The sequence below is a fragment of the Pseudarthrobacter kochi genome, from assembly GCF_055412805.1.
Window position 1 is genome coordinate 158,281 of sequence record NZ_JBVAYV010000002.1, and the last position, 21,131, is coordinate 179,411.

15 protein-coding genes are annotated in these 21,131 nt (G+C 68.3%); 13 read left to right on the forward strand and 2 right to left on the reverse strand.

What is annotated here, in order from left to right:
- Positions 1 to 58: 58 nt before the first annotated feature.
- Positions 59 to 1,804, forward strand: coding sequence for a PucR family transcriptional regulator (locus ACZY0Y_RS01915; protein ID WP_463882790.1), 1,746 nt, complete (start codon positions 59 to 61; stop codon positions 1,802 to 1,804).
- Here the strand turns inward: ACZY0Y_RS01915 and ACZY0Y_RS01920 are convergent.
- On the reverse strand, positions 1,783 to 2,574 hold the full coding sequence (locus tag ACZY0Y_RS01920; RefSeq protein WP_463882793.1) for a nitrilase-related carbon-nitrogen hydrolase: 792 nt from the start codon (positions 2,572 to 2,574) through the stop codon (positions 1,783 to 1,785). The two genes, ACZY0Y_RS01915 and ACZY0Y_RS01920, sit on opposite strands and share 22 nt — an antisense overlap.
- A gap of 265 nt (positions 2,575 to 2,839) precedes the next feature.
- Between ACZY0Y_RS01920 and ACZY0Y_RS01925 the strand changes: the two genes are divergently transcribed.
- The 10 genes from ACZY0Y_RS01925 (at position 2,840) to ACZY0Y_RS01970 (ending at position 15,436) form a co-directional block, all read left to right on the forward strand.
- Positions 2,840 to 4,030, forward strand: coding sequence for an ROK family transcriptional regulator (locus ACZY0Y_RS01925; RefSeq protein WP_463956583.1), 1,191 nt, complete (start codon positions 2,840 to 2,842; stop codon positions 4,028 to 4,030).
- A gap of 131 nt (positions 4,031 to 4,161) precedes the next feature.
- A complete protein-coding gene (gene mmsA, locus ACZY0Y_RS01930; RefSeq protein ID WP_463882796.1) occupies positions 4,162 to 5,718 on the forward strand; it encodes a multiple monosaccharide ABC transporter ATP-binding protein in 1,557 nt (518 codons plus the stop codon).
- Between the two features lie 67 nt (positions 5,719 to 5,785).
- Positions 5,786 to 7,054 carry a multiple monosaccharide ABC transporter permease gene (gene mmsB / locus ACZY0Y_RS01935; RefSeq protein WP_463956584.1) on the forward strand — a complete coding sequence of 423 codons (1,269 nt, stop codon included), beginning with the start codon at positions 5,786 to 5,788 and terminating at the stop codon, positions 7,052 to 7,054.
- Positions 7,055 to 7,126: 72 nt separating this feature from the next.
- Complete coding sequence (locus ACZY0Y_RS01940; protein WP_035738731.1) at positions 7,127 to 8,227, forward strand: substrate-binding domain-containing protein; 1,101 nt, start codon at positions 7,127 to 7,129, stop codon at positions 8,225 to 8,227.
- A 170-nt stretch (positions 8,228 to 8,397) separates the two neighbouring features.
- A complete protein-coding gene (locus ACZY0Y_RS01945; protein WP_463956586.1) occupies positions 8,398 to 9,867 on the forward strand; it encodes an ABC transporter permease in 1,470 nt (489 codons plus the stop codon).
- A gap of 2 nt (positions 9,868 to 9,869) precedes the next feature.
- Positions 9,870 to 10,577, forward strand: coding sequence for an ABC transporter ATP-binding protein (locus ACZY0Y_RS01950; protein WP_463956588.1), 708 nt, complete (start codon positions 9,870 to 9,872; stop codon positions 10,575 to 10,577).
- Positions 10,578 to 10,686: 109 nt separating this feature from the next.
- Positions 10,687 to 11,757 carry a Gfo/Idh/MocA family protein gene (locus ACZY0Y_RS01955; protein WP_463956589.1) on the forward strand — a complete coding sequence of 357 codons (1,071 nt, stop codon included), beginning with the start codon at positions 10,687 to 10,689 and terminating at the stop codon, positions 11,755 to 11,757.
- Between the two features lie 115 nt (positions 11,758 to 11,872).
- On the forward strand, positions 11,873 to 13,189 hold the full coding sequence (locus ACZY0Y_RS01960; RefSeq protein ID WP_463956590.1) for a hypothetical protein: 1,317 nt from the start codon (positions 11,873 to 11,875) through the stop codon (positions 13,187 to 13,189).
- A gap of 517 nt (positions 13,190 to 13,706) precedes the next feature.
- Positions 13,707 to 14,930 (forward strand): serine/threonine-protein kinase, encoded by a 1,224-nt coding sequence (locus tag ACZY0Y_RS01965; protein WP_463882808.1) that lies wholly within the window; start codon positions 13,707 to 13,709, stop codon positions 14,928 to 14,930.
- Positions 14,927 to 15,436, forward strand: coding sequence for a mucin-associated surface protein (locus tag ACZY0Y_RS01970; protein ID WP_463956591.1), 510 nt, complete (start codon positions 14,927 to 14,929; stop codon positions 15,434 to 15,436). Before ACZY0Y_RS01965 ends, ACZY0Y_RS01970 begins: the two co-directional genes overlap by 4 nt.
- 66 nt (positions 15,437 to 15,502) lie before the next feature.
- Here ACZY0Y_RS01970 and ACZY0Y_RS01975 read toward each other — a convergent pair whose 3' ends face one another.
- Positions 15,503 to 17,722, reverse strand: coding sequence for an NADP-dependent isocitrate dehydrogenase (locus tag ACZY0Y_RS01975; protein WP_463882813.1), 2,220 nt, complete (start codon positions 17,720 to 17,722; stop codon positions 15,503 to 15,505).
- Positions 17,723 to 17,969: 247 nt separating this feature from the next.
- Here ACZY0Y_RS01975 and ACZY0Y_RS01980 point away from each other — a divergent pair, with 247 nt between their 5' ends.
- The gene (locus tag ACZY0Y_RS01980; protein ID WP_463956592.1) at positions 17,970 to 18,980 is read left to right on the forward strand and encodes a trypsin-like serine peptidase; all 1,011 of its coding nucleotides are present in this window, start codon (positions 17,970 to 17,972) and stop codon (positions 18,978 to 18,980) included.
- A 374-nt stretch (positions 18,981 to 19,354) separates the two neighbouring features.
- Positions 19,355 to 21,079 (forward strand): glycoside hydrolase family 3 N-terminal domain-containing protein, encoded by a 1,725-nt coding sequence (locus tag ACZY0Y_RS01985; RefSeq protein WP_463956593.1) that lies wholly within the window; start codon positions 19,355 to 19,357, stop codon positions 21,077 to 21,079.
- Positions 21,080 to 21,131 lie beyond the last annotated feature (52 nt).

Below are 21,131 nucleotides of genomic sequence, written 5' to 3' on the forward strand. Positions count from 1 at the left end.
TCTTCAGCCATGAGACTTATTGCACTGTGGTCCCCGGTTCTGGACTCCCGTGGCAGCCATGGCTGCTGACGACACCGAACGGCTGGGGTTCGTTACCCTGGCGCAGTTCCTGCGCCAGCTGCCGCCGGAACTGTCGGTCCTGAACGACGGCGGCAACGGGGCTGAACGGCTGCGTTGGGTGGAGCCGAGCGAACTGGAGGATCCCACCCCGTACCTGCTCGACGGCGAATTCCTGCTCACGGCCGGCCTGCCGTTCCTGGGCGCGGGCGGGCACGAGGAGTTCGTGGATGCCTATGTGCAGCGGCTCGTCGCAGCGCGTGTCTCCGCACTGGGCTTCGGGCTGGAACCCTACTTCGACGCAGTGCCGGAATCCGTGGTCCTGGCCTGCCGGCGGCACAACCTGACGCTCGTGGCCGTCCCGAAAACCGTTCCCTTCGCCGCCGTCGGCCTTGCGTTCTCCCAGCTGCTGGAATCGGACAACGCCACGACGTTCCGGCAGCTTGCGGACACGAGCAGGCAGCTGATGCGCGCCGTGCTGTCGGCGCGGCCCGAACACGAGCTCCTGGCCGCCCTCGCGCAGCGGGTTCCGGTCTGGGCGGTGCTCGTGGGTGCCGACGGACGGCTGCGGGCCCGCGGAACCGCCGGCGCCCCCGGGGAACCCGCAATGCCGGGCGTGGACCTGGCAACGCTGCAGCCCCTGCTGGCGAGGCTGCTCTCGGGCAGCGGCCCCCGCGTGGAGATGGACTCGTTCGGCGCGGCAGGTTCGGCACTGGTTTTCGGGTACCCCCTGCGCAGCACCCGCGACGCCAACCTCGGTGCCCTCATCCTTGGGACCGATGCCCCGCTGACCCCGGCACAGAACAGTGTCGTCTCCACCGCTGTCGGACTGCTGGAACTGCTGGTGCGGCAGCGGACCAGCGGCTCACTGGCGCCCAGCCAGCTCGCCACCGCGCTGTTGCTGCATCCGGACAGCCTGGTGTCGGGGGGCACCCGTCATCTCAACGGACTCAAGGACCTGCTGGCGCAGAGCGTTTCCTCCACCCGGTCGGGGCAGCTGCGCGTGCTCCTGGGCATCCGCCCCGACGCTGCCGGGACCCCAGCTGGCGCTGCCGGCAGCATTGCGCCTGCCGGCACCGCAGCCCCGGGCCGCGCCGGCCGCACCGGCGACGGTCCCGTCCGGGAGCTGCTGGAATGGCGCCGGATGTTTGATACCAAGCTGGTGGAGATCACCGATGACGGTTTTGCCGCCATCACCCGGCTGAAGGTCGACGACGCCGTGCTGGCCGGCGTTGAACGGCTCGGCTGGCGCCTCGTCATCGGGAGCCCCACCGAACTCTCCGGCCTGGCGGAGGCCTACCAGCGGGCTTGGTCCCTTCGCGGCCGCGTTGTGGCCACCGGGCGCAGCGTCCGGGTTGATGAGGTGACGTGGTCCGTGGCCGGGCTGCTCGGCAAGGACGCGGGCACCATGCTGGCAGCCCGGCTGCTGGCCCCTGTCCTGGCACTGGAGCCGGAGCGGCGGGACGCCCTGCTCGGCATCCTCCGCGCCTGGCTCGCCGAGAACGGCAGCTGGGATGCGACGGCCAAATCCACGGGACTGCACCGCAACAGCATCCGCCGGCAGATCGGCATCCTCGCGGAGCTGCTGGAGCTTGATCTCAACCAGGCGCAGGCCCGGGCGGAGCTCTGGATTGCCTTGCAGTACACGGACGAGCTGCCCGGGATGCGGGCGTCGGCTCCGGCGTCCCCGGATTCCGGCACCCTCCTGCCCGTTCAGTTGCCCGTTCAGCTGCCCCAGGAGCGGTAGATCTCCGGCCGGAGATCCTCCAGATAAGCCACGTCGTGCCCGGCTGGCCCGGGCGCCGGCAGCTCGGCGAACAACAGCTCGGGCCCGGGTCCAGCCGAGGCCAGGAGGCGGCCATCCGGGGCCGCAACGACGCTGCCGCCCAGGAAGTCGCCGCCGTCCTCGGTCCCGGAGTGGTTGGCGTAGGCCACCGTCAGGTGGTTCTCCAGCGCCCGCGCCCTGACCAGCACCTGCGGCACGGCCTCAAACCCCTCGCCGAGGGCAGTCGGGACGAGCAGCAGTTCGGCGCCGCGCAGCGCGGCGGCGCGGACTGACTCGGGAAACTCCACGTCGTAGCAGATCACCATGGAGGTCCTGACTCCGTGGAAGTCCACCACGCCGGGGCTGGCCACGGCCGGGACAAACGCCTGGCGTTCCTCCGGGCCGAAGAGGTGAACCTTGGCGTAGCTGAGGAGCTCGTCCCCGCGCTCGTCGACGAGGGTGGCCGTTATCTGCCACTCCCCTGCTGCGGTGACGGCGGGGAGGCTGTAGACCAGGGCGATGCCGTTCGTGCGGGCAATACCCGCCAGGGCCCGACGGATCGTGGCAAGCGCCGCCGGGTCAAGCTCCGCCCGCAGCCGAAGGGGCGCATACCCCACCGGAAAGAGCTCCGGGGTGAGGAGCAGCTGGGCACCGGCTGCAGCAGCCGTTGCAGCGGCGGCATCCACCGCACCGCAATTGGCTTCGATGTCCAGCACGACGGCGTTCGCCTGCATCAGGGCCAGTAGCACCATTACCACCTCAGCATCCTTAGGGTCCGCCCTTGGCGGCGGACTCCCGCCCCTCCAGCCTAGCCACGCGGCACCCACGCCGTCCCGGTGCATTTCCGCCCGGCCGTGGCCGCAGCAGGGCGGAATGTCCCGCCCTCCCCCGAGGACTCGCCCACGGACCCCGCGGCCGGGCCGGCGCCGGGCCCGCGCCGGGCCCGGCAGCGGACTTCCCCACCCACGTTGCGTTAATTTCTTGACTACAAGACGCGAATGGGGCACTCTTCATTGCATGCCCTCACCAACGCGCTCAACGAGGAGCCGAACCAAGAACCCCGGATCACAATCCGCACTCCGGCATCTGAACCAGCAGCGGATCATTGAATGCCTTCTCGCCGGGCCTTCCACGCAGGCGGAACTCGCCCGGCAGACCGGCCTCTCGACGGCCACGGTCTCGAACATCGTCAAGATCATGCAGGACGCCGGACTGGCCTCCACCGAACCGATCACCAGCTCCGGCCGGCGGGCCCTGAACGTCCGGCTCAACAGCAACGGGGCCGTCGCCGTCGGCATCGACTTCGGCCGCCGGCACCTGCGCGTCGTCCTGGCCTCCCTCAGCTACCACGTCATCGCCGAGGAATCGGTCCTGCTCCCCCTGGGCCACCACGCCGAGGAGGGGATCAGCGCCGCCGTCGGACTGCTGGACCGGCTCCTGGCCGGCAGCGGCGTGGAACGCAGCGCGGTGGTCGGCGCCGGCGTCGGCATCCCGGGCCCTATCGACCGGCGCACGGGGACGGTGGCGCAGGGAGCGATCCTGCCCGAATGGGTAGGCATCAACATCCTGCAACGCCTCGAGGAAGCGCTGGATCTCCCGGTTTTCGTGGACAACGACGCCAACCTCGGCGCCCTGTCCGAGGTCACCTGGGGGCCCCATACCGGCATCAGCAACCTGATGTTCCTCAAGATCGGCTCCGGCATCGGCGCGGGCCTGATCCTGAACGGCATGCCCTATTACGGCAACGTGGGAATCACCGGCGAAATCGGCCATGCGACCATCCATGAGCACGGGCTGGTCTGCCGCTGCGGGAACCGCGGCTGCCTGGAAACCATCGCCTCGACGACCACTATGATCGAGCTCCTGAGCCGCGGCGAGGACAAGCCGCTGACCCCGGAGGACATCGTCCGCAAGGCCCTCGCCCGGGACTCCGCGACCCTGCGCGTGGTGGACGACGCCGGACTCGCCGTCGGACGCGCCCTCGGCAATGTGGCGAACCTGATCAACCCCGAAGTGATCGTGGTGGGAGGCCCGCTGGCGGATCTCGGGGAGCTGCTGCTGGACCCGATCCGCCGGGGCCTCGTCCGGCACGCGGTGCCCGTGATCGGCGAGACCACAACGCTCACAATGTCCTCCCTGGGGGACCGCGCGGAGGCGCTCGGCGCCACCGCTTTGGTCTTCCAGCATGCCGGAATCAGGCGCGACTGAGTTTTTCGTTATCGGCCCGTTGCGTTAAAGACTTGACGACAAGGCCTGTGATCCAGTTTACTTTTCCATCAGACGGCCCTGCGGTTTGCAGGGGCGGACAACGAAGTCATGCATTGGAGGCGTAAGGGCAGATGACGTCCCTCAACACGCACAGCGATCCGATAATTCTCGAGATGCGCTCCATCACCAAAGAATTCCCCGGCGTTAAAGCATTGGCCGAGGTGAACCTGCGGGTGAAGGCCGGTGAGATCCACGCGATCTGCGGTGAGAACGGCGCCGGCAAGTCCACCCTGATGAAGGTGCTCTCCGGGGTTTACCCCTTCGGCACCTACACCGGCGACATCGTCTACCAAAGCGAAGTCCAGCAATTCAAGGACATCCGGGCCAGCGAGCACGCCGGCATCGTGATCATCCACCAGGAACTCGCGCTGATCCCCGAACTGTCCATCATGGAGAACATCTTCCTGGGCAACGAGCCCACCAGGCGCGGGGTGATCGACTGGGCCGAGGCCCGGGTCCGCTCCACCGAACTGCTGGCACGGGTCGGACTCCGGGAGGACCCGGAAACCCCGATCAAGGAAATCGGCGTTGGCAAGCAGCAGCTCGTCGAAATCGCCAAGGCCCTGAACAAGTCGGTGAAGCTGCTCATCCTCGACGAGCCCACGGCGGCCCTCAACGAATCCGATTCCCAGCACCTGCTGGACCTGATGCTCGGCCTGAAGGGCCGCGGCATCACCTCCATCATCATTTCCCACAAGCTGAACGAGATCGAGCAGATCGCGGACTCCATCACCATCATCCGCGACGGCAAATCGATCGAGACGCTGGACGTCAAGGCCGACGGCGTCGACGAGGACCGCATCATCAAGGGCATGGTGGGCCGGACCCTGGAATCCCGCTTCCCGGACCACGAGCCGAAGATCGGCGAGGTCTTCTTCGAGGTCAAGAACTGGAACGTGGGGCACCCGCAGGTCCAGGACCGCCTGGTCTGCAAGAACTCCAACTTCTTCGTCCGGCGCGGCGAGATCGTCGGCTTCGCCGGGCTGATGGGCGCGGGACGCACCGAGCTTGCCCGCTCCGTCTTCGGCCGCTCCTACGGCCGGTTCCTTTCCGGGCAGATTTACATGAACGGCAAGGAGATCGAGCTCAAGAGCGTCAAGCACGCCATCGACGCGGGCCTGGGCTACGTCACCGAGGACCGCAAGTCCCTGGGGCTGAACCTGCTCGATGACATCAAAGCCACCACGGTCTCGGCCAACCTCAAAAAGGTCAGCAAACACAACGTGATCGACGCCAACAAGGTCTTCACCGTCGCCGAGCAGTACCGCAAATCGCTGCGGACCAAGGCCCCGTCGGTGGAGGAGGGTGTCGCCAAACTTTCCGGCGGCAACCAGCAGAAGGTGGTGCTGGCGAAGTGGATGTTCACCGACCCTGAGCTGCTGATCCTGGACGAACCCACCCGCGGGATCGATGTCGGCGCCAAGTACGAGATCTACGGCATCATCCAGCAGCTGGCCAACCAGGGGAAGGGCGTCATCGTCATCTCCTCGGAACTGCCCGAGCTGCTGGGCCTCTCGGACCGCATCTACACCATCTTCGAAGGCGCCATCACCGGCGTGCTCAACAAGGACGAAGCAAGTCAGGAAAACCTTATGAAGCTTATGACCTCGGCACGCAAGACCGCCTGATCCGCTGGGGCCAGCTGCTCCGAAGACTCCGAACCCTCCGAACACTCCGGAAACAAGGACTGAAACAATGAACGCGCTCAAGAAGCTCTTTGGCGGCAATACCCGCCAATTCGGCATGATCTTCGCCCTGGTGGCACTGATCATCTTCTTCCAGATTGCAACCGATGGCCGCACGCTCACCCCGGGCAACGTCATCAACCTCTTCAACGGCAACTCCTACATCCTGATCCTCGCCATCGGCATGGTCCTGGTCATCATTGCCGGCCACATCGACCTCTCCGTCGGCTCGGTAGCGGCGTTCGTGGGCGTCTGCGTGGCCCTCTTCATCCGGGACTGGGGCATCCCCTGGTACCTGGGTGTCCTGCTGGGGCTGCTGCTGGGCGTCCTGATCGGCGCCTGGCAAGGGTTCTGGACGGCGTACGTCGGCATCCCGGCGTTCATTGTCACCCTGGCCGGCATGCTGATCTTCCGCGGCGCCAACCAGTACGTCGGCAAGTCCAACACCATCCCGGTACCGGCCGACTTCCAGAAGATCGGCTCCGGCTACCTGCCTGAGATCGGCCCGAGCACCGGCTACAACAACCTCACCCTGCTGCTGGGCCTGCTCGGCGCGGCGTTCGTGATCTTCAGTGAGATCCGTTCCCGCCGCAACGCCAAGGCCCTGGGCGCAGAGGTACCTGAGGCCTGGGTCAGCATCACCAAGCTGGTCCTGATCTGCGGCGCCATCCTCTACGCGACGTACCTGTTCGCCACCGGCCGGCCGGGGACGTCCTTCCCGATCCCGGGCCTGATCCTGGCAGCCCTCGTGCTCATCTACGGCTTCATCTCCTCCAAGACCGTCATCGGCCGCCACATCTACGCGGTCGGCGGCAACCGGCACGCCGCAGAGCTCTCCGGCGTCCAGTCCAAGAAGGTCAACTTCCTGGTCATGATGAACATGTCCGTCCTGGCCGGCCTCGCCGGCATGATCTTCGTCGGCCGTTCCACCGCGTCAGGACCGTTCGACGGCGTCGGCTGGGAACTGGACGCCATCGCGGCCGTGTTCATCGGCGGCGCCGCCGTCACCGGCGGCGTTGGCACCGTGATCGGCTCGATCGTCGGCGGCCTGGTGATGGCCGTGCTGAACAACGGCCTGCAGCTCCTCGGCGTCGGCGCCGACCTCACCCAGATCATCAAGGGCCTGGTGCTCCTGATCGCCGTCGCGTTCGACGTCTACAACAAGACTCAGGGCAAGAAATCGATTATTGGCCTGATGTTCAAGAACTTCGGCCGCAGCAGCGAGCTGAAGCCCGACGAGACCACGTCCACCAAAGAGGTCATCTCCAAGGGCGCCTAGTTCGCTCCCTGATCCGTTCCCTGTCCTCATTTCTCCGAGTTTCCGCTCCATCTAAAGAAAGTGAACCAAGCAATGCGAATGATTGGTAAAGCAGGAAAGGCAGCAGCAATCGCTGCTATTGCGGCACTGGCGCTGACAGCCTGCGGCCGCAGCGACACCGGCACCACCGGCGGTTCCTCCTCCGGCGGGGAAGCGTTCCCGAAGGACTCCATGATCGGCGTCGCGCTCCCGCAGAAGACCAGCGAAAACTGGGTCCTGGCGGAGAAACTCTTCAACGACGGCCTCAAGTCCGCCGGCTTCAAGCCGGACGTACAGTTCGCCAACGGCGGCGTGTCGGAACAGCAGAACCAGATCAGCGCCATGATCACCAAGGGTGCCAAGGTCATCATCGTCGGCGCCATCGACGGTGCGCAGCTGGGTACCCAGCTGCAGCAGGCCAAGGAATCCGGCGCCACGATCATCGCGTATGACCGTCTGCTCCTGAACACCGCCAACGTGGACTACTACGTGGCTTACGACAACTTCAAGGTCGGTGAACTCCAGGGCCAGGCGCTGCTGGACGGAATGAAGGCCAAGAAGCCGTCCGGCCCGTACAACATCGAACTGTTCGCCGGTTCCCCCGATGACGCCAACGCGAAGGTCTTCTTTGACGGCGCCATGAGCATCCTGAAGCCGAAGATCGACGACGGCACCCTCAAGGTACTCTCCGGCCAGACGACGTTCGAACAGGCCGTGACCCAGGGCTGGAAGGCAGAGAACGCGCAGCGTCGTGCCGACACCCTGCTGACCGGCAGCTACGGCAGCGCAACACTCGATGGTGTGCTGTCCCCGAACGACACCCTGGCCCGCGCCGTCCTGACGTCGGTCAAGGCCGCCGGCAAGCCGCTTCCGGTCATCACCGGCCAGGACTCCGAAGTTGAGTCCGTCAAGTCCATCATGGCCGGCGAGCAGTACTCCACCATCAACAAGGACACCAGCAAGCTCGTGGAGCATGCCATCACCATGGTCAAGGACCTCCAGGCCAACAAGAAGCCTGAGATCAACGATGACAAGTCCTACAACAACACCGTCAAGGTTGTTCCGGCGTACCTGCTGGAGCCGGTCATTGTGACCAAGGAAAACGTCAAGACGGCCTACGTCAACGATCCGGTACTCGGACCGCTGACCAAGTAGTTCCTTCGTCCCAGACACCAAAGGGCCCCGGCTCCGCCTCCTGGCGGGCCGGGGCTTTTTGCTGCCCGCCAGGAGGCGTGCAAGGCCGGACAGCGGTCCGCACAGCAGCCCGTACCAGTGTGGTGTCAGCCGCCGGCCATTCCGGCCGGCCTGAGATCCCTAGGAGTCACGTGAGCGTCCTTGCCCGGAGTATAGGCAACGCCTTCAGAAACAAGGTCCGGACAGCGGCCGTGGTGGCCGTTCTGGCGGTTGCCATCGGCCTCGCGCTGGCCATGCTGGTGGCCAACCAGGCTGTCGCGGGGAAGGTCGCGGAACTGCACGCCTCGGTGGGCACGGTGCTCACCGTCAATCCCGCCGGCGGCCAGGGCTTTGAAGGCGGCGGCGAGCCGCTCACCGCAGACCAGGCCACGACGGCGGCCGCCGTCCCCAATGTGAGCACCGTCGTCGGCACCAAGGCACTGCGGCTGCGCAACGCCGCTGCGGCCGCAGCGCAGACCGCAGCGGGCGCGCAGGGAGGACCGGGCGCGCAGGGAGGTCCAGGAGGTCCCGGCGGCCAATCAGCCACCACTGTGACCACGAGCCTCACGGCCGCCGTCGACGCCGGCACGCTCGGCAACCGCAACCAGTCCGCGACCGGCAGCACGGGAGCCACCGGCACTTCCGGAACCGCTGCGCCGGCACCGGCGTTCTCCGTGCCCATCACGGCCACCGGGATCGGTGCCGAGGTGGACACCACCGGCAAGGCGCTTGGGCTGACCGCGGGCACGGGGCTGGGCGACTACACGTCGGCCTCCACCGGTGCCCTGCTGGGCACCACTCTGGCCGAGAAGAACGGCCTCACCGTCGGCTCCACGTTCACCATCAACGACCAGAGCTTCACCGTGGCGGGACTGTTTGACGCCGGCACGGCCTTCGGCAACAATGCCCTGTACCTCACGCTCCCCACGGCCCAGACACTTGCGGAACTCCCTGGGGAACTGTCCACCATGATCGTCACCGTCAATTCCATGGAGAACGTCGACGCCGCCAAGACGGCGCTGCAGGCAGCGCTCGGCACCGACAAGGCCGACGTCAGCCAGGGCCAGCGCAACCTTGAAACCGCGGTCAGCTCACTCGGCAGCGTCAAGAACATCTCCTTCATTGCCTTCGTGGCGGCCCTGGCCACCGCGGGCCTGATCATCCTGCTGATCATGGTCATGCTGGTCCGCGAGCGCCGCCGGGAAATCGGTGTCCTGAAGGCGATCGGCGCCCCGAACCGCACCATCGGCCTGCAGTTCGTGCTGGAGGCGCTGGTCCTTGTGGCCATGGGCAGCGTGGTGGGTGCCGCCGTCGCGTCCTTCGCCAGCGGCGGTATAGCCTCCGCGCTGATCAGCTCCAACACCGCCACCGCCGCCACCGTGGCCGGCCAGCGCGGTGTCCCCGGCGGCCCGGGTGCGGGCCTGGCCGGGGGTGCCGGTTTCCCGGGCGGGAACCCGCTCGGCGGGGCCAGCCAGCTGCTGACCTCCGTGACCGCAAGCGCGTCCCCCGGCGTGATTGCCGCCGGCATCGCTGCCGTGTTCGGCGTCGCCATCATCGGGGCGCTGGTTCCGGCCCTGCTCACCGCCCGCATCCGCCCCATCGAAGTCCTCCGAGGAGAGTAGCCATGATCGAAGTCAAGAACCTGGTCCGAACGTTCAAATCCGGCGACCGCACGATCAAGCCGGTCAACGACGTCAGCTTCGAGCTCCAGCAGGGCACCCTGGCCTCGATCGTGGGCAAGAGCGGCAGCGGCAAAAGCACCCTCCTGTCCCTGCTCGGCGCCCTCGACAAACCAACCAGCGGGGATGTGCTCGTCAACGGGGTGAGCCTGGCCGGCATGCCGGACAGCAAGCTCACCGAATACCGGCGCCGGGACATCGGCTTTGTGTTCCAGCAGTTCAACCTGATCCCGAACCTCTCCGCAGTGGACAATGTGATGCTGCCGATGGAGTTTGCCGGGGTCCGGAAAGCCGGCCGCCTGGAGCGTGCCCGGGAGTTGCTCGAGCAGGTGCAGCTCGATCCGGACAAGCATGTGCGGCGGATCAACCGGCTTTCCGGCGGCGAGCAGCAACGGGTGGCGATCGCCCGCGCGCTGGCCAATTCCCCCAAGCTGATCCTCGCCGACGAGCCGACGGGAAATCTCGACGAACAGACCGGCGAGCACATCATCGAACTGCTCAGCTCGCTCAGCCGGGACCACAACACCACCATCCTCGTCGTCACCCACGACCGCCCGCTGGCCAATAAGACCGACCGGCGGTTCCGGCTCCAGCAGGGCCGGCTGACGTCGGAGCCGGCGCGCGGCCGGGTCGCGGCCGGGTCCCCCGCGTAGCGCCCCGCCCCACAGACGCCGCGGAAGCCGGGGGCTCCCTCCTCAACCCGCCCCCGGCTTCCGCGGCCAACACCCCGACGCTCCCTCAACCGGGTGAGAAGATGGCTCCATGACCGCCCACATCGCCACGCCCTGGTTGTCCAGCCAGCCGGACCCCGATCCCCGCACTGCCACCGGCGCCAGGCTGCGCTGGGGGGTCATCGCCACGGGAGGCATTGCGGCGTCCGTAACCCGCGACCTGGAGCTCCTGGCCGACGCCGAGCTCTACGCTGTCAGCTCGCGCACCCAGGCGGCAGCCGATGCGTTCGCCGCCGATTTCGGCTTCGCCCGGGCCTACGGTGACCTGGCCGGGCAGAGCGGCTACGAACGGCTGCTCGCCGATGACGCCGTCGACGTCGTTTACGTCGCCACGCCGCACGCCCACCACCACGAAATCGCGCTGGCGGCCCTGACCGCCGGCAAGCACGTGCTGTGCGAGAAGGCGCTTACCGTCAATGCGCGCGAGGCCGCCGAGCTCGTGTCCCTGGCCCGGGCCAAGGGCCTGTTCCTCATGGAGGCCATGTGGAGCCGCTTCCTGCCCAGCATGCAGCGCGCCTTCCAGATCGCTGCCTCCGGCGAGATCGGCGAGGTCAAGTGGGTAGGGGCGGACCTGGGCTTCCCGGCGCCGTATTCGCCCACCTCACGCCTCTGGGCACCGAAGGACGGCGGCGGCGCCCTGCTGGACCTCACCGTCTACCCGCTGCTCTGGGCGCTCGGCACCCTGGGTTTCCCGCAGACCGTCAGTGCCACCGGCTGGCTGAACGACGATGGCGTCGACGCCCAGAACGCGCTGACCCTCGGCTACCACCACGGCGCCCAGGCGCAACTGACCTCATCCCTCCTGGCGCACGGTCCCCGGACCGCCACCGTGGCCGGCAGCCAGGGGTTCCTGCAGGCCATCGGTTCGATCAACAACCCCAAGGAACTCCACATTCGGGTTGGCTTCGACGAGCCCCGCAGCGAGTCCTTCGACGTCGTCGGACGGGGCTACAGCTATGAACTGCGCGAGGTGACCCGCTGCATCCAGCAAGGACTCACCGAGAGCCCCGTGATGCCGCTCGAAGACTCCCTCAACACCATGCGGCTGTTCGACGGCGTGCGCGCCCAACTGGGTGTGAGCTACCCGAACGACGCCCGGTGACCCGGGATTCCGCCTCCTGAACCCCACGAGTTTACGGTTCACTCTGGACTCGCCCACGCGCGCGGACTTACCCTATAGGCAACCGTCGAGCTTTCCGGGGAAATGGGGTGTGCGCGTGGACCCAGCATCAGTCCCGTTGCGCGCGCGCCGACCACTCCGGCGGGTCATTCTGGGAGGCGTCGCCGGAATCGCCTGGCTGGCCCTCTCCGCGGCAGCTGCCAGCGCGGACGACGCCGCCACTCCCGGCCCGACGGCCGGCGCCACGGCCGCAACTGTCATCACGGTTCCCGCGGACGCCGTCCCAGCCCTCATTGCCGCAGCGCCGCCAGCTTCCGCGGCTGTCGAGGCGGCTGTCGGGACGGGCTCCATGCCGGGGGGAACGCCCTGGTCCGTTGTTCCGGTCCCTGACCCTACCGCGGGCCCGGCCCCCGGCCCCGGTGTTCCTGTCCCCCCGCCCGCGGCTGCTGTTCCCCCGCCGGCTCCCGAACCTGCCCCCGAGCCCACCGCTGTGCCGGCTCCCCCGCCGGTTGCGGTTCCGGCGCCCGCGCCCGAGCCCGAGCCCACAGCAGTGCCGGCCCCTCCGCCCGCTGCGGAACCCACGCCCGAGCCGGTCACCAACCCGGCACCGTCACCGTCTCCAACACCCACCCGCCCGGACCCTACGCCGTCGCCCGCTCCGGACCCGGAAGTGACCTACCCGGCTCCCGCCCCGGATTCCACGCCACCCGTCGTCGCGCCTGAGCCAACGATGCCCGCAACCGGCCCGGTCCTGGACCCCACGGCGCCGGTCCTCGATCCGGCGCTCCCGGCACCGGCGCCTGCCGACCCGGTGGTGGCGGACCCGTTGCCGGCGGACCCCGCGGCCACGGTTCCGCCGGCCGAACCAGCGGCTCCAGACCTGGCCCTGCTTGACGGGGCGCTCCCTGCCGGGGCGCTCCCTGGGCCGGGTCCTGTTCCTCCGGACCCCGTCATCGCCGCAGAATCCGGAGTCCCCCCGGACTGCCGCGTCACCGACGCCGTTCTTGCCGCCTTGCAGGAGGCCACGCCCGTGCCCGCCGCCGATGTCTTTGGCGGCGCACTGTATCTCCCTGCCCTGGATACCGCTGTCCGCCCGAAAGCCGACGCCCTGCAGACCGGCAGCGCTCCTCCGGCAGGCTCTGCCTCCGGGGGCACTGCACCGGCAGCGCCCGGCGGCAAGGACCACCGCAACCCGTGGCCCAACGGGACAGGTCTGCCCGCTCCCGATGCCCTGCCTGCAGCTCCCGGCTCCGGATCCGGAAACACCCTCTCGTCCGGTGGCCCCGCAGGTGGGGCTGCCTGGCTTCCCAGCCCGTATTTGGTGATTCCCACCGCCGGTGCTGATCCAATCCGTGGCCCGCTGCAGCACGTGCACCCTGCCGTCGCAGCTGACCCCGGTTCTTCTCCTGACTAGTTAGCCGTCTCTGCCCTCCACAGAGCACGGCCAATCGGGCTGCCTTGAGCGCCCGCCAACAGTCATTCAGGAGATCCCCGATGGACGCCACCGTCCGCCGCCGGTGTTCCGGCACCCCCTTTTCCCCTGTCGCCGTACCCGTCAAGGGACCCGCGCCTTCGGCGCCCGCGGCGCTGCGCCCTGCGGCGGCCCGGCCGTCGGGACCACCGGCGCGCCGCAAACCCATGCCGCACCACGAGGAGCGCCCACCCTAGGGGCGCCGCCGCCAAGCAAAGGTCTTGTGACGCCGGAGTGAAGTCGTTGGGTCCGCTGGGGGATCCAACGGCGACGCAGGCTCCGGTACAGCATTCAGTCGTTGGGTCCGCTGGGGGATCCAACGGCGACGCAGGCTCCGGTACAGCATCTACCCGCACGGCGGCCGTCGGTCCGCGGCCGCAGTGCGGGGAGCCAATACCCGTCCCGGTATCATTCTTCAGAGGCGCCGCCGTGGCGCCGGGGGAAAAGGACGGGGACAAGCGTGGACAGTTCGCCCAATAGCGACACGGTGGAGCTCTTGAGCGGCCGCTACCGGCTGGGGGAAGTGATCGGCCGGGGCGGCATGGCCTCCGTCTATTCAGCCAAGGACACGAACCTCGGCCGCGACGTCGCACTCAAGCTTTTTGCCCCACAGTCCGCCGACCCCGACGAACTCAGGCGTCAGGAAGCCGAGATTGAACTCCTCGCCACCCTGAACCATCCGAGCCTGGTGACCCTCTTCGATGCCGGCACAGACACCCGGATCCCCGGGGAACCCCGGCCGTTCCTGACCATGGAACTGGTCGACGGGCAAGACCTCCGGGCCCGGATCCGGCACAGCCCGCTGCCGCTGGATGAGATCGCGGTCATCGGCGCCGGCGTGTCCGACGCCCTGGCCTACGTCCACTCGCTCGGCATCGTCCACCGGGACATCAAGCCGGCCAACATCCTGCTTGTCCCCGTCCGCCCCGGGGAACCGCTGCGGCCGAAACTCACCGATTTCGGGATCGCCCGCATCATGGACGGGACCCGGCTGACGGCTACAGGAACCATGGTGGGCACCGCCGCGTATTTGAGCCCGGAACAGTCCCGGGGCGCCGACCTGGGCCCGGCCAGCGACATCTATTCCTTGGGGCTGGTCCTGCTCGAATGCATCAAGGGCGAGATCGAATACCCCGGCAGTGCTGTGGAATCCGCCGTCGCGAGACTGCACCGCGCCCCGGCCATCCCCGATACCGTGCCCGTGGAATGGGCCAAGCTGATCCGGGCGATGACAGCACTGGACCCCCTGGACCGGCCGTCCGCCGCGGACCTCGAAGTGGCGCTGCGGCATGCCCTGGTCTCGCCCGAGTCACTACCCGGGCTCCTCGCCGAAGAACGCACCCGGGTGCTGCCCGCACCGCCGGCCCGGCCCCCGCGGCGGTCCTCCCCCGGGCCAGGTGCCAGCCCCGGCGTCCCGGGCGGCTATCTTCTGGACCCGGACGCAGCACCCGGCCCGCGGGCAACCCGCGGCTCCTTCGTGTCCCGGACCGCCTCGCGCTTCCGGCGGGCCCGGCGCCGCTCCCAGATCCTGCTCTCCCTCGCGCTCCTGGCGGCGGTCACCGGTGGAGTCGCGGCCGCCGTCGCCCTCGCAGCACCCGAACCGACCGACGTCGTTCCCTACCCGGCCGTGACCGGGGACCTGGGCCAGCACCTCCAAGAGCTGCAGAAGAGTGTGGAACCATGAACCTGACCACCCCGCCGGTTCCGGAAGCCAGGCCCGGCCGCTCCCGTCGGCTCCTCGCCGGGCTGCTCCTCGGTTCGGTGCTGGCCACCGGCTCGCTCGCCGGCTGCTCCGCGGCCCCGGAGCTGGACCGCGATGCCGCCCGGCAGCTTCAATCCCAGGTCCTTGCCGTCACCGAGGCCGCCGCCTCCAGTGATCCGGCAGCGTCGCTGAAACGCCTCGACGAGCTCGTGGTGAACCTGGACGAGGCGGCCGCCCGGGGTGAGGTGTCCTTCAAGCGGCACCAGAGCATCAGGAAGTCCGTCGATACCGTCCGTGCGGACCTCACTGCCCAGCAGGCCGCTGCCGAAGCGGCCCGTGCTGCTGCCGCTGAAGCTGCCCGGGTTGCTGCCGAACAGGAAGCGGCCGCACAGGCAGCCGCGGCCGCCGCGTCGGCTTCGCCGCCCGCCGTCGTGCCCGTGCCGGCCGACAGCGGCAAGGCCAAAGGCAAGGGCAAGGGCAACGGCTAGCCACAACAGCAAAACGCCCCGCTTCCCTAATGGGAGGCGGGGCGTTTGTGTGGCGCTGAACGGCTGTTAGCCGAGCATGGACAGCACTTCGCTGAACTTCGCCGAGGGCCGCATGGCTGCGGTGAGCTTGGCCTCGTCCGGGTGGTAATAGCCACCGAGATCCACCGGGGAACCCTGTACGGCCAGGAGCTCGCCGACGATGGTCTCCTCACCGGAATCCAGCGCTCCGGAAACGGCGGCGAACGCCGCGGCCAGCTCGGCGTCGTCACTCTGGCGGGACAGTTCCTGGGCCCAGAACTTGGCCAGGTAGAAGTGGCTGCCGCGGTTGTCGAGCTCGCCCGCCTTGCGCTTCGGGGACTTGTTCTCCAGCAGGAAGGTGCCGGTGGCGCGGTCCAGGGTGTCGGCCAGGATCTGCGCGCGGGCGTTGCCCGTGGAGGTGGCCAGGTGCTCGAAGCTGACGGCGAGAGCCAGGAACTCGCCCAGGCTGTCCCAGCGCAGGTGGTTTTCCTTGAGCAGCTGCTGGACGTGCTTCGGGGCGGAGCCACCGGCACCGGTTTCGAAGAGGCCGCCGCCGTTGATCAGCGGAACCACGGAGAGCATCTTGGCGCTGGTGCCGAGTTCCAGGATCGGGAACAGGTCCGTGAGGTAGTCGCGCAGCACATTGCCGGTCACCGAGATGGTGTCCTCGCCCTTGCGGATACGCTCCAGGGTGAAAGCCGTTGCGTCCTCAGGGGTCATGATGTCGATCTGGAGGCCCTCGGTGTCGTATTCCTTGAGGTATTCCTCAACCTTGGCGATCATCTGGGCGTCGTGCGCGCGGCCCTTGTCCAGCCAGAAGATGGCCGGCATGGCGGAGGCGCGGGCACGGGTGACGGCCAGCTTGACCCAGTCGCGGATCGGCACGTCCTTGGTCTGGCAGGCACGCCAGATGTCGCCCGGGGCAACCTGGTGCTCGATCAGCACGGTGCCGGCGTCGTCGACTACCTGGACGGTGCCGGCCGACTGGATCTCGAAGGTCTTGTCGTGGCTTCCGTATTCCTCGGCGGCCTGGGCCATCAGGCCAACGTTCGGGACGGTGCCCATCGTGGTCGGGTCGAAGGCGCCGTGGGCGCGGCAGTCGTCCAGGACCACCTGGTAGATGCCGGCGTAGCTGCTGTCCGGGAGGACGGCGAGCGTGTCGGCTTCCTGCCCGTCGCGGCCCCACATGTGGCCGGAGCTGCGGATCATGGCCGGCATGGAGGCGTCCACGATCACGTCGGAGGGGACGTGGAGGTTGGTGACGCCCTTGTCGGAATCGACCATGGCCAGTTCGGGGCCGTCGTTCAGGCCCTTGGTGATGGCCGCCTCGACGTCGCCGCGGATCTCCTCGGGGAGGTCCTCGAGGCCGTTGAGAATGGAGGCCAGGCCGTTGTTCGGGCTCAGGCCGGCGGCGGCGATCTGGGCGCCGTAGGTGTCGAAGAGCTCGGCGAAGTATGCCTTGACGACGTGCCCGAACATGATCGGGTCCGAGACCTTCATCATGGTCGCCTTGAGGTGGGCGGAGAACAGCACGCCCTCTTCCTTGGCACGGGCAACCTGTGCCGCGAGGAAGGTGTCCAGGGCGGCGGCGCGCATTACGGTGCCGTCAATGACCTCGCCGGCGAGGACGGGGAAGGCCCGCTTGAGGACTTTGACTGTGCCGTCTTCCTTGACCAGCTGGATCTTGATGTTCCCGTCGGCCTTGATGACCACGGACTTCTCGTTGGCGCGGAAGTCATCGGCGTCCATCGTGGCGACGTTGGTCTTGGACTCGGAGGTCCAGGCGCCCATGCTGTGCGGGTTCTGGCGGGCGTAGGCCTTGACCGAAAGCGGTGCGCGGCGGTCCGAGTTTCCTTCACGCAGCACCGGGTTGACGGCGGAGCCCTTGATCTTGTCGTAGCGGGAGCGGATGTCCGTCTCCTCGTCCGAGGACGGGTTGTCCGGGTAGTCCGGGAGGGCGTAGCCCTGGCTCTGGAGTTCCGCGATGGCTGCCTTCAACTGCGGCGTCGAGGCGCTGATGTTGGGCAGCTTGATGATGTTGGCTTCGGGCTTCTTGACGAGGGCGCCAAGTTCGGCCATTGCGTCACCGACGCGCTGCTCTTCGGTGAGGTAGTCGCCGAACGCGGCGATGATGCGGCCGGCCAGCGAAATGTCGCGGGTCTCCACTGCCACACCGGCCGTCGAAGCGAAGGCTTCGACAATCGGCAAGAACGAATAGGTTGCCAGCATCGGCGCTTCGTCGGTGTGGGTATAGATAATCTTTGCCATTGCTCGGGCGTCTCCCTGAAGGTCTGGGTATTTCCGGAATTTAGTGCCATTTCAACATCCCTAACTTACCCGAGGGAGCCGGGTTGCCGCCTACCAGTGTCGGACGCCCCACATTCCATGACGACCGCAACATGCTATTACAGAAATTGACAAGAAGCTTTACAGGTTCGTCAAAGTCCCGTAGTTTCGTTCCCATCACAGCGGCCATCATCGGCGGCCGCCCCGCTTTCCACCGGTTAGGACACCCATGAGAACACCCAAGACTCTGGCCACCAGCCTTCTCACCCTCTCGGCAGCGGCGCTGTTGGCGCTGGGCGCTGCGGGCGCAGCGAGCGCCGCCCCGGCTTCAGGCAAGGCACCGACGGAGACTTCGGGCGTCAGCAGCCACGCCGTCGTCGAGACCGGCGGAGCGGAGTACTGGACGGAGGAGCGGATGCGCAACGCCATCCCCGGTGACGTGCTGGCCGGCAAGGCAGTGCAGCGCGGCGCCAACTCCAAGGCCGCCCTGAACCGCCCGGCGGAAGCGGGAGCACCAGGCACCGTCGAGGCCCTGGCCCCGAGCCGGCAGGCGAAGGAAGTCCAGCCGCTCCAGCCGGGGGCCAATGCGAGCGAAACCCCGGTCAAGCACATCGGCAAGGTCTTCTTCACCCTCGGCGGCACCAACTACGTGTGCTCCGGCAACTCGGTCTCCTCCACGAACAAGAGCACCGTCTCCACGGCCGGGCACTGCGTCAACGAGGGCCCCGGCGCTTTCGCCACCAAGTTCACGTTCGTCCCCGCCTACCTCAACGGCTCCGCCCCCTACGGCATGTGGACGGCCAAGGCCCTCTACGCCCCGACCCAGTGGAGCTCCGGCGGCGACATGACGTACGACACCGGTTTCGCGGTCATGAACACCCTCAACGGCCAGAAGCTGGCGGATGTCGTGGGCGCCTCGGGCGTGCAGTTCAACGCTGCCCGCGGCCTGAGCTACAAGTCCTTCGGCTACCCGGCGGCGGCACCCTTCAACGGCGAGTCCCTGAAGAGCTGCAGCGGAACGGCCACAAACGACCCGTACAACCCGCAGTTCAACTCCCAGGGCATCCCCTGCAACATGACCGGCGGATCCTCGGGCGGCCCGTGGTTCATCGGTTCCAGCTCCACCGGCTACCAGAACTCGGTCAACAGCTACGGCTATGGCAGCAATTCCACTACGATGTACGGTCCGCACTGGGGCTCCGTCATCCAGCAGGCCTACAGCACGGCGGCAGCTGCCTAGGACAGCCAGCCACACCACACCAGCGCGGGGTCACATGCGGCCCATCTCCAGCAGCGGGGATGGACCACGGTGGCCCCGCGTTGCCGTTTAACCCCGGTGCCACCACGGGACATGCCCTCCGCGCCGACCCAGGGCTGGACACAATCCCATTCTGCCCACTCCTTGGCGCGAACAATGGGCATGTCCCACGCGCGGGCTGGCCGCACACAGGCTGGCCCTCCCCGGGCACCACGCAACATGTCCCCGGCACCACGGGACATGCCCTCCGCGCCGACCCAGGGCTGGACACAATCCCATTCTGCCCACTCCTTGGCGCGAACAATGGGCATGTCCCGCGGGGTTCCGGGTCCGGGGCTCTGGGTAGGGTGGGGCGCATGACAAACCGGGACGAGACCAAGACGTTCGAGACCTCGGGCAAGCCGGGCACCTCCGCCGGCGATACTGCGGGAATCAGCCAGGAAGGTACGCCCGGCGTCCGCCACGCGGAGCTCCTCCGGCTGGTCAACGGCACGGTCTGGCCGGGATTCTCCGGCCAGACCGTGCCGCAGTGGCTCGCGGCCGCCCTGCGCCAGGGCGTTGCGGGCGTGGTCTACTTCAGCCAGAACATCGATCCCGCGGACCCGGCCCAGCTGGCCCGGCTCTCGGCCTCCGTCAGGGAGGCCAACCCGCTCGCCGTCATCGGCAGCGATGAGGAAGGCGGGAACGTCACCCGGCTGGAGTTTCGCCTCGGCTCGTCGATTCCCGGCGCCGCCGTGCTCGGCAGGATCGACGACGCCGGTGTCACCGAGGCCGCCGGCCGCGCCATCGGGGAGCTGTGCCGGAGCGCGGGAATCAACCTGGTCCTGGCACCCGTGGCCGATGTGAACACCAATCCCCTGAACCCGGTGATTGGTGTGCGGTCCTTCGGCGACCGGCCCGGGCTTGCAGGCAGGCACACGGCGGCCATGGTCACCGGGATCCAGTCCGCGGGAGTCGGGGCTTGCGCCAAGCACTTCCCCGGCCATGGTGACACCAGCGCAGATTCCCACCTGGAACTGCCAACCCTGCGGCAGACACTTGACGAGATCAAAGCCGGGCACCTGCCGCCATTCCGCGATGCCGTCGCCGCCGGGGTCAAAGCCGTCATGACCGCCCACATCGTGGTCCCCGGGCTCGGACCGGCCCCGGCAACCCTGAACCCTGCGGCCGGTTCGCTGCTGCGCGGCCTGGGATTTGGGGGCCTGCAGATCACGGACGCGTTGGACATGGCGGCCATCCGCGCCACCACCGGGTCCGGCCGCGGTGCCGTCCTGGCCGTTCTGGCCGGAGCTGACCTGCTCTGCCTCGGCAACCCGGCGACGTCCGGGGATGGCGTCGGCACCGCCACCCGCAACGACGGCGGCGACGACGACGGCGACGGCGACGGCGGCATCCGTCCCGACAAGGCCGCCTACCTCGAGGTGCGGGATGCCCTGCTGGCAGCCGTGGCCGACGGCACCCTCCCCGTGGGCCTGCTTCGGGACGCCGGGCGCCGGGTGGCGGACTTCGCCCGCTGGGCCGGGGACGCCTCGGTTGCGGCAGCGGCACGGCCCCCACTGCCGGTTCCGGATTGGGTGGCGGCCGCCGCCGGAGCCTGCAGCTTCAGCCATCCCGCCGGAACAGGCGCCGACGCCGACGCCGGGACAGACCAAGTGCAGCCCGTGGCGCTGCCGACGGGGACCAACCGGGTGCTGCTGGTCGATGCAAGACGGGGCAAGAACCAGGCCGCCGGACGCACCGCGGACCTCTTTGCCGCGGCCCTGGCGGACTACGTCACGGTGGTGCCGCTGCCGGCGTCGGGCCTCCCCGGCGCCGGACGTCGGCACACACACCAGGTCCCGCCGGCCCGGGGGGAGTCTGTTGTGGTCCTTGTCGGGGGCCTGGCCGCCGGGAGCCCCGGGCCCGCCGCGGCGGAGGCCGCCCGGGCCATCCCCGGCGCCGTCTGCATCAACACCGGCGTCGCGGCGCCACCGGACCCGCCGCTGCCCACGCTCAACTGCTTTGGCTCGTCCCGGGCAACGGCGCAGGCAGTGGCCCGGATCCTGTGCGCGGCCGGACCGGCCGAACGCCGGACCGTTTAAGCGCCCCACCGTTTAGGCGCCCGGGCTAAGCGCCGGGCCAAGCGCCGGGCCA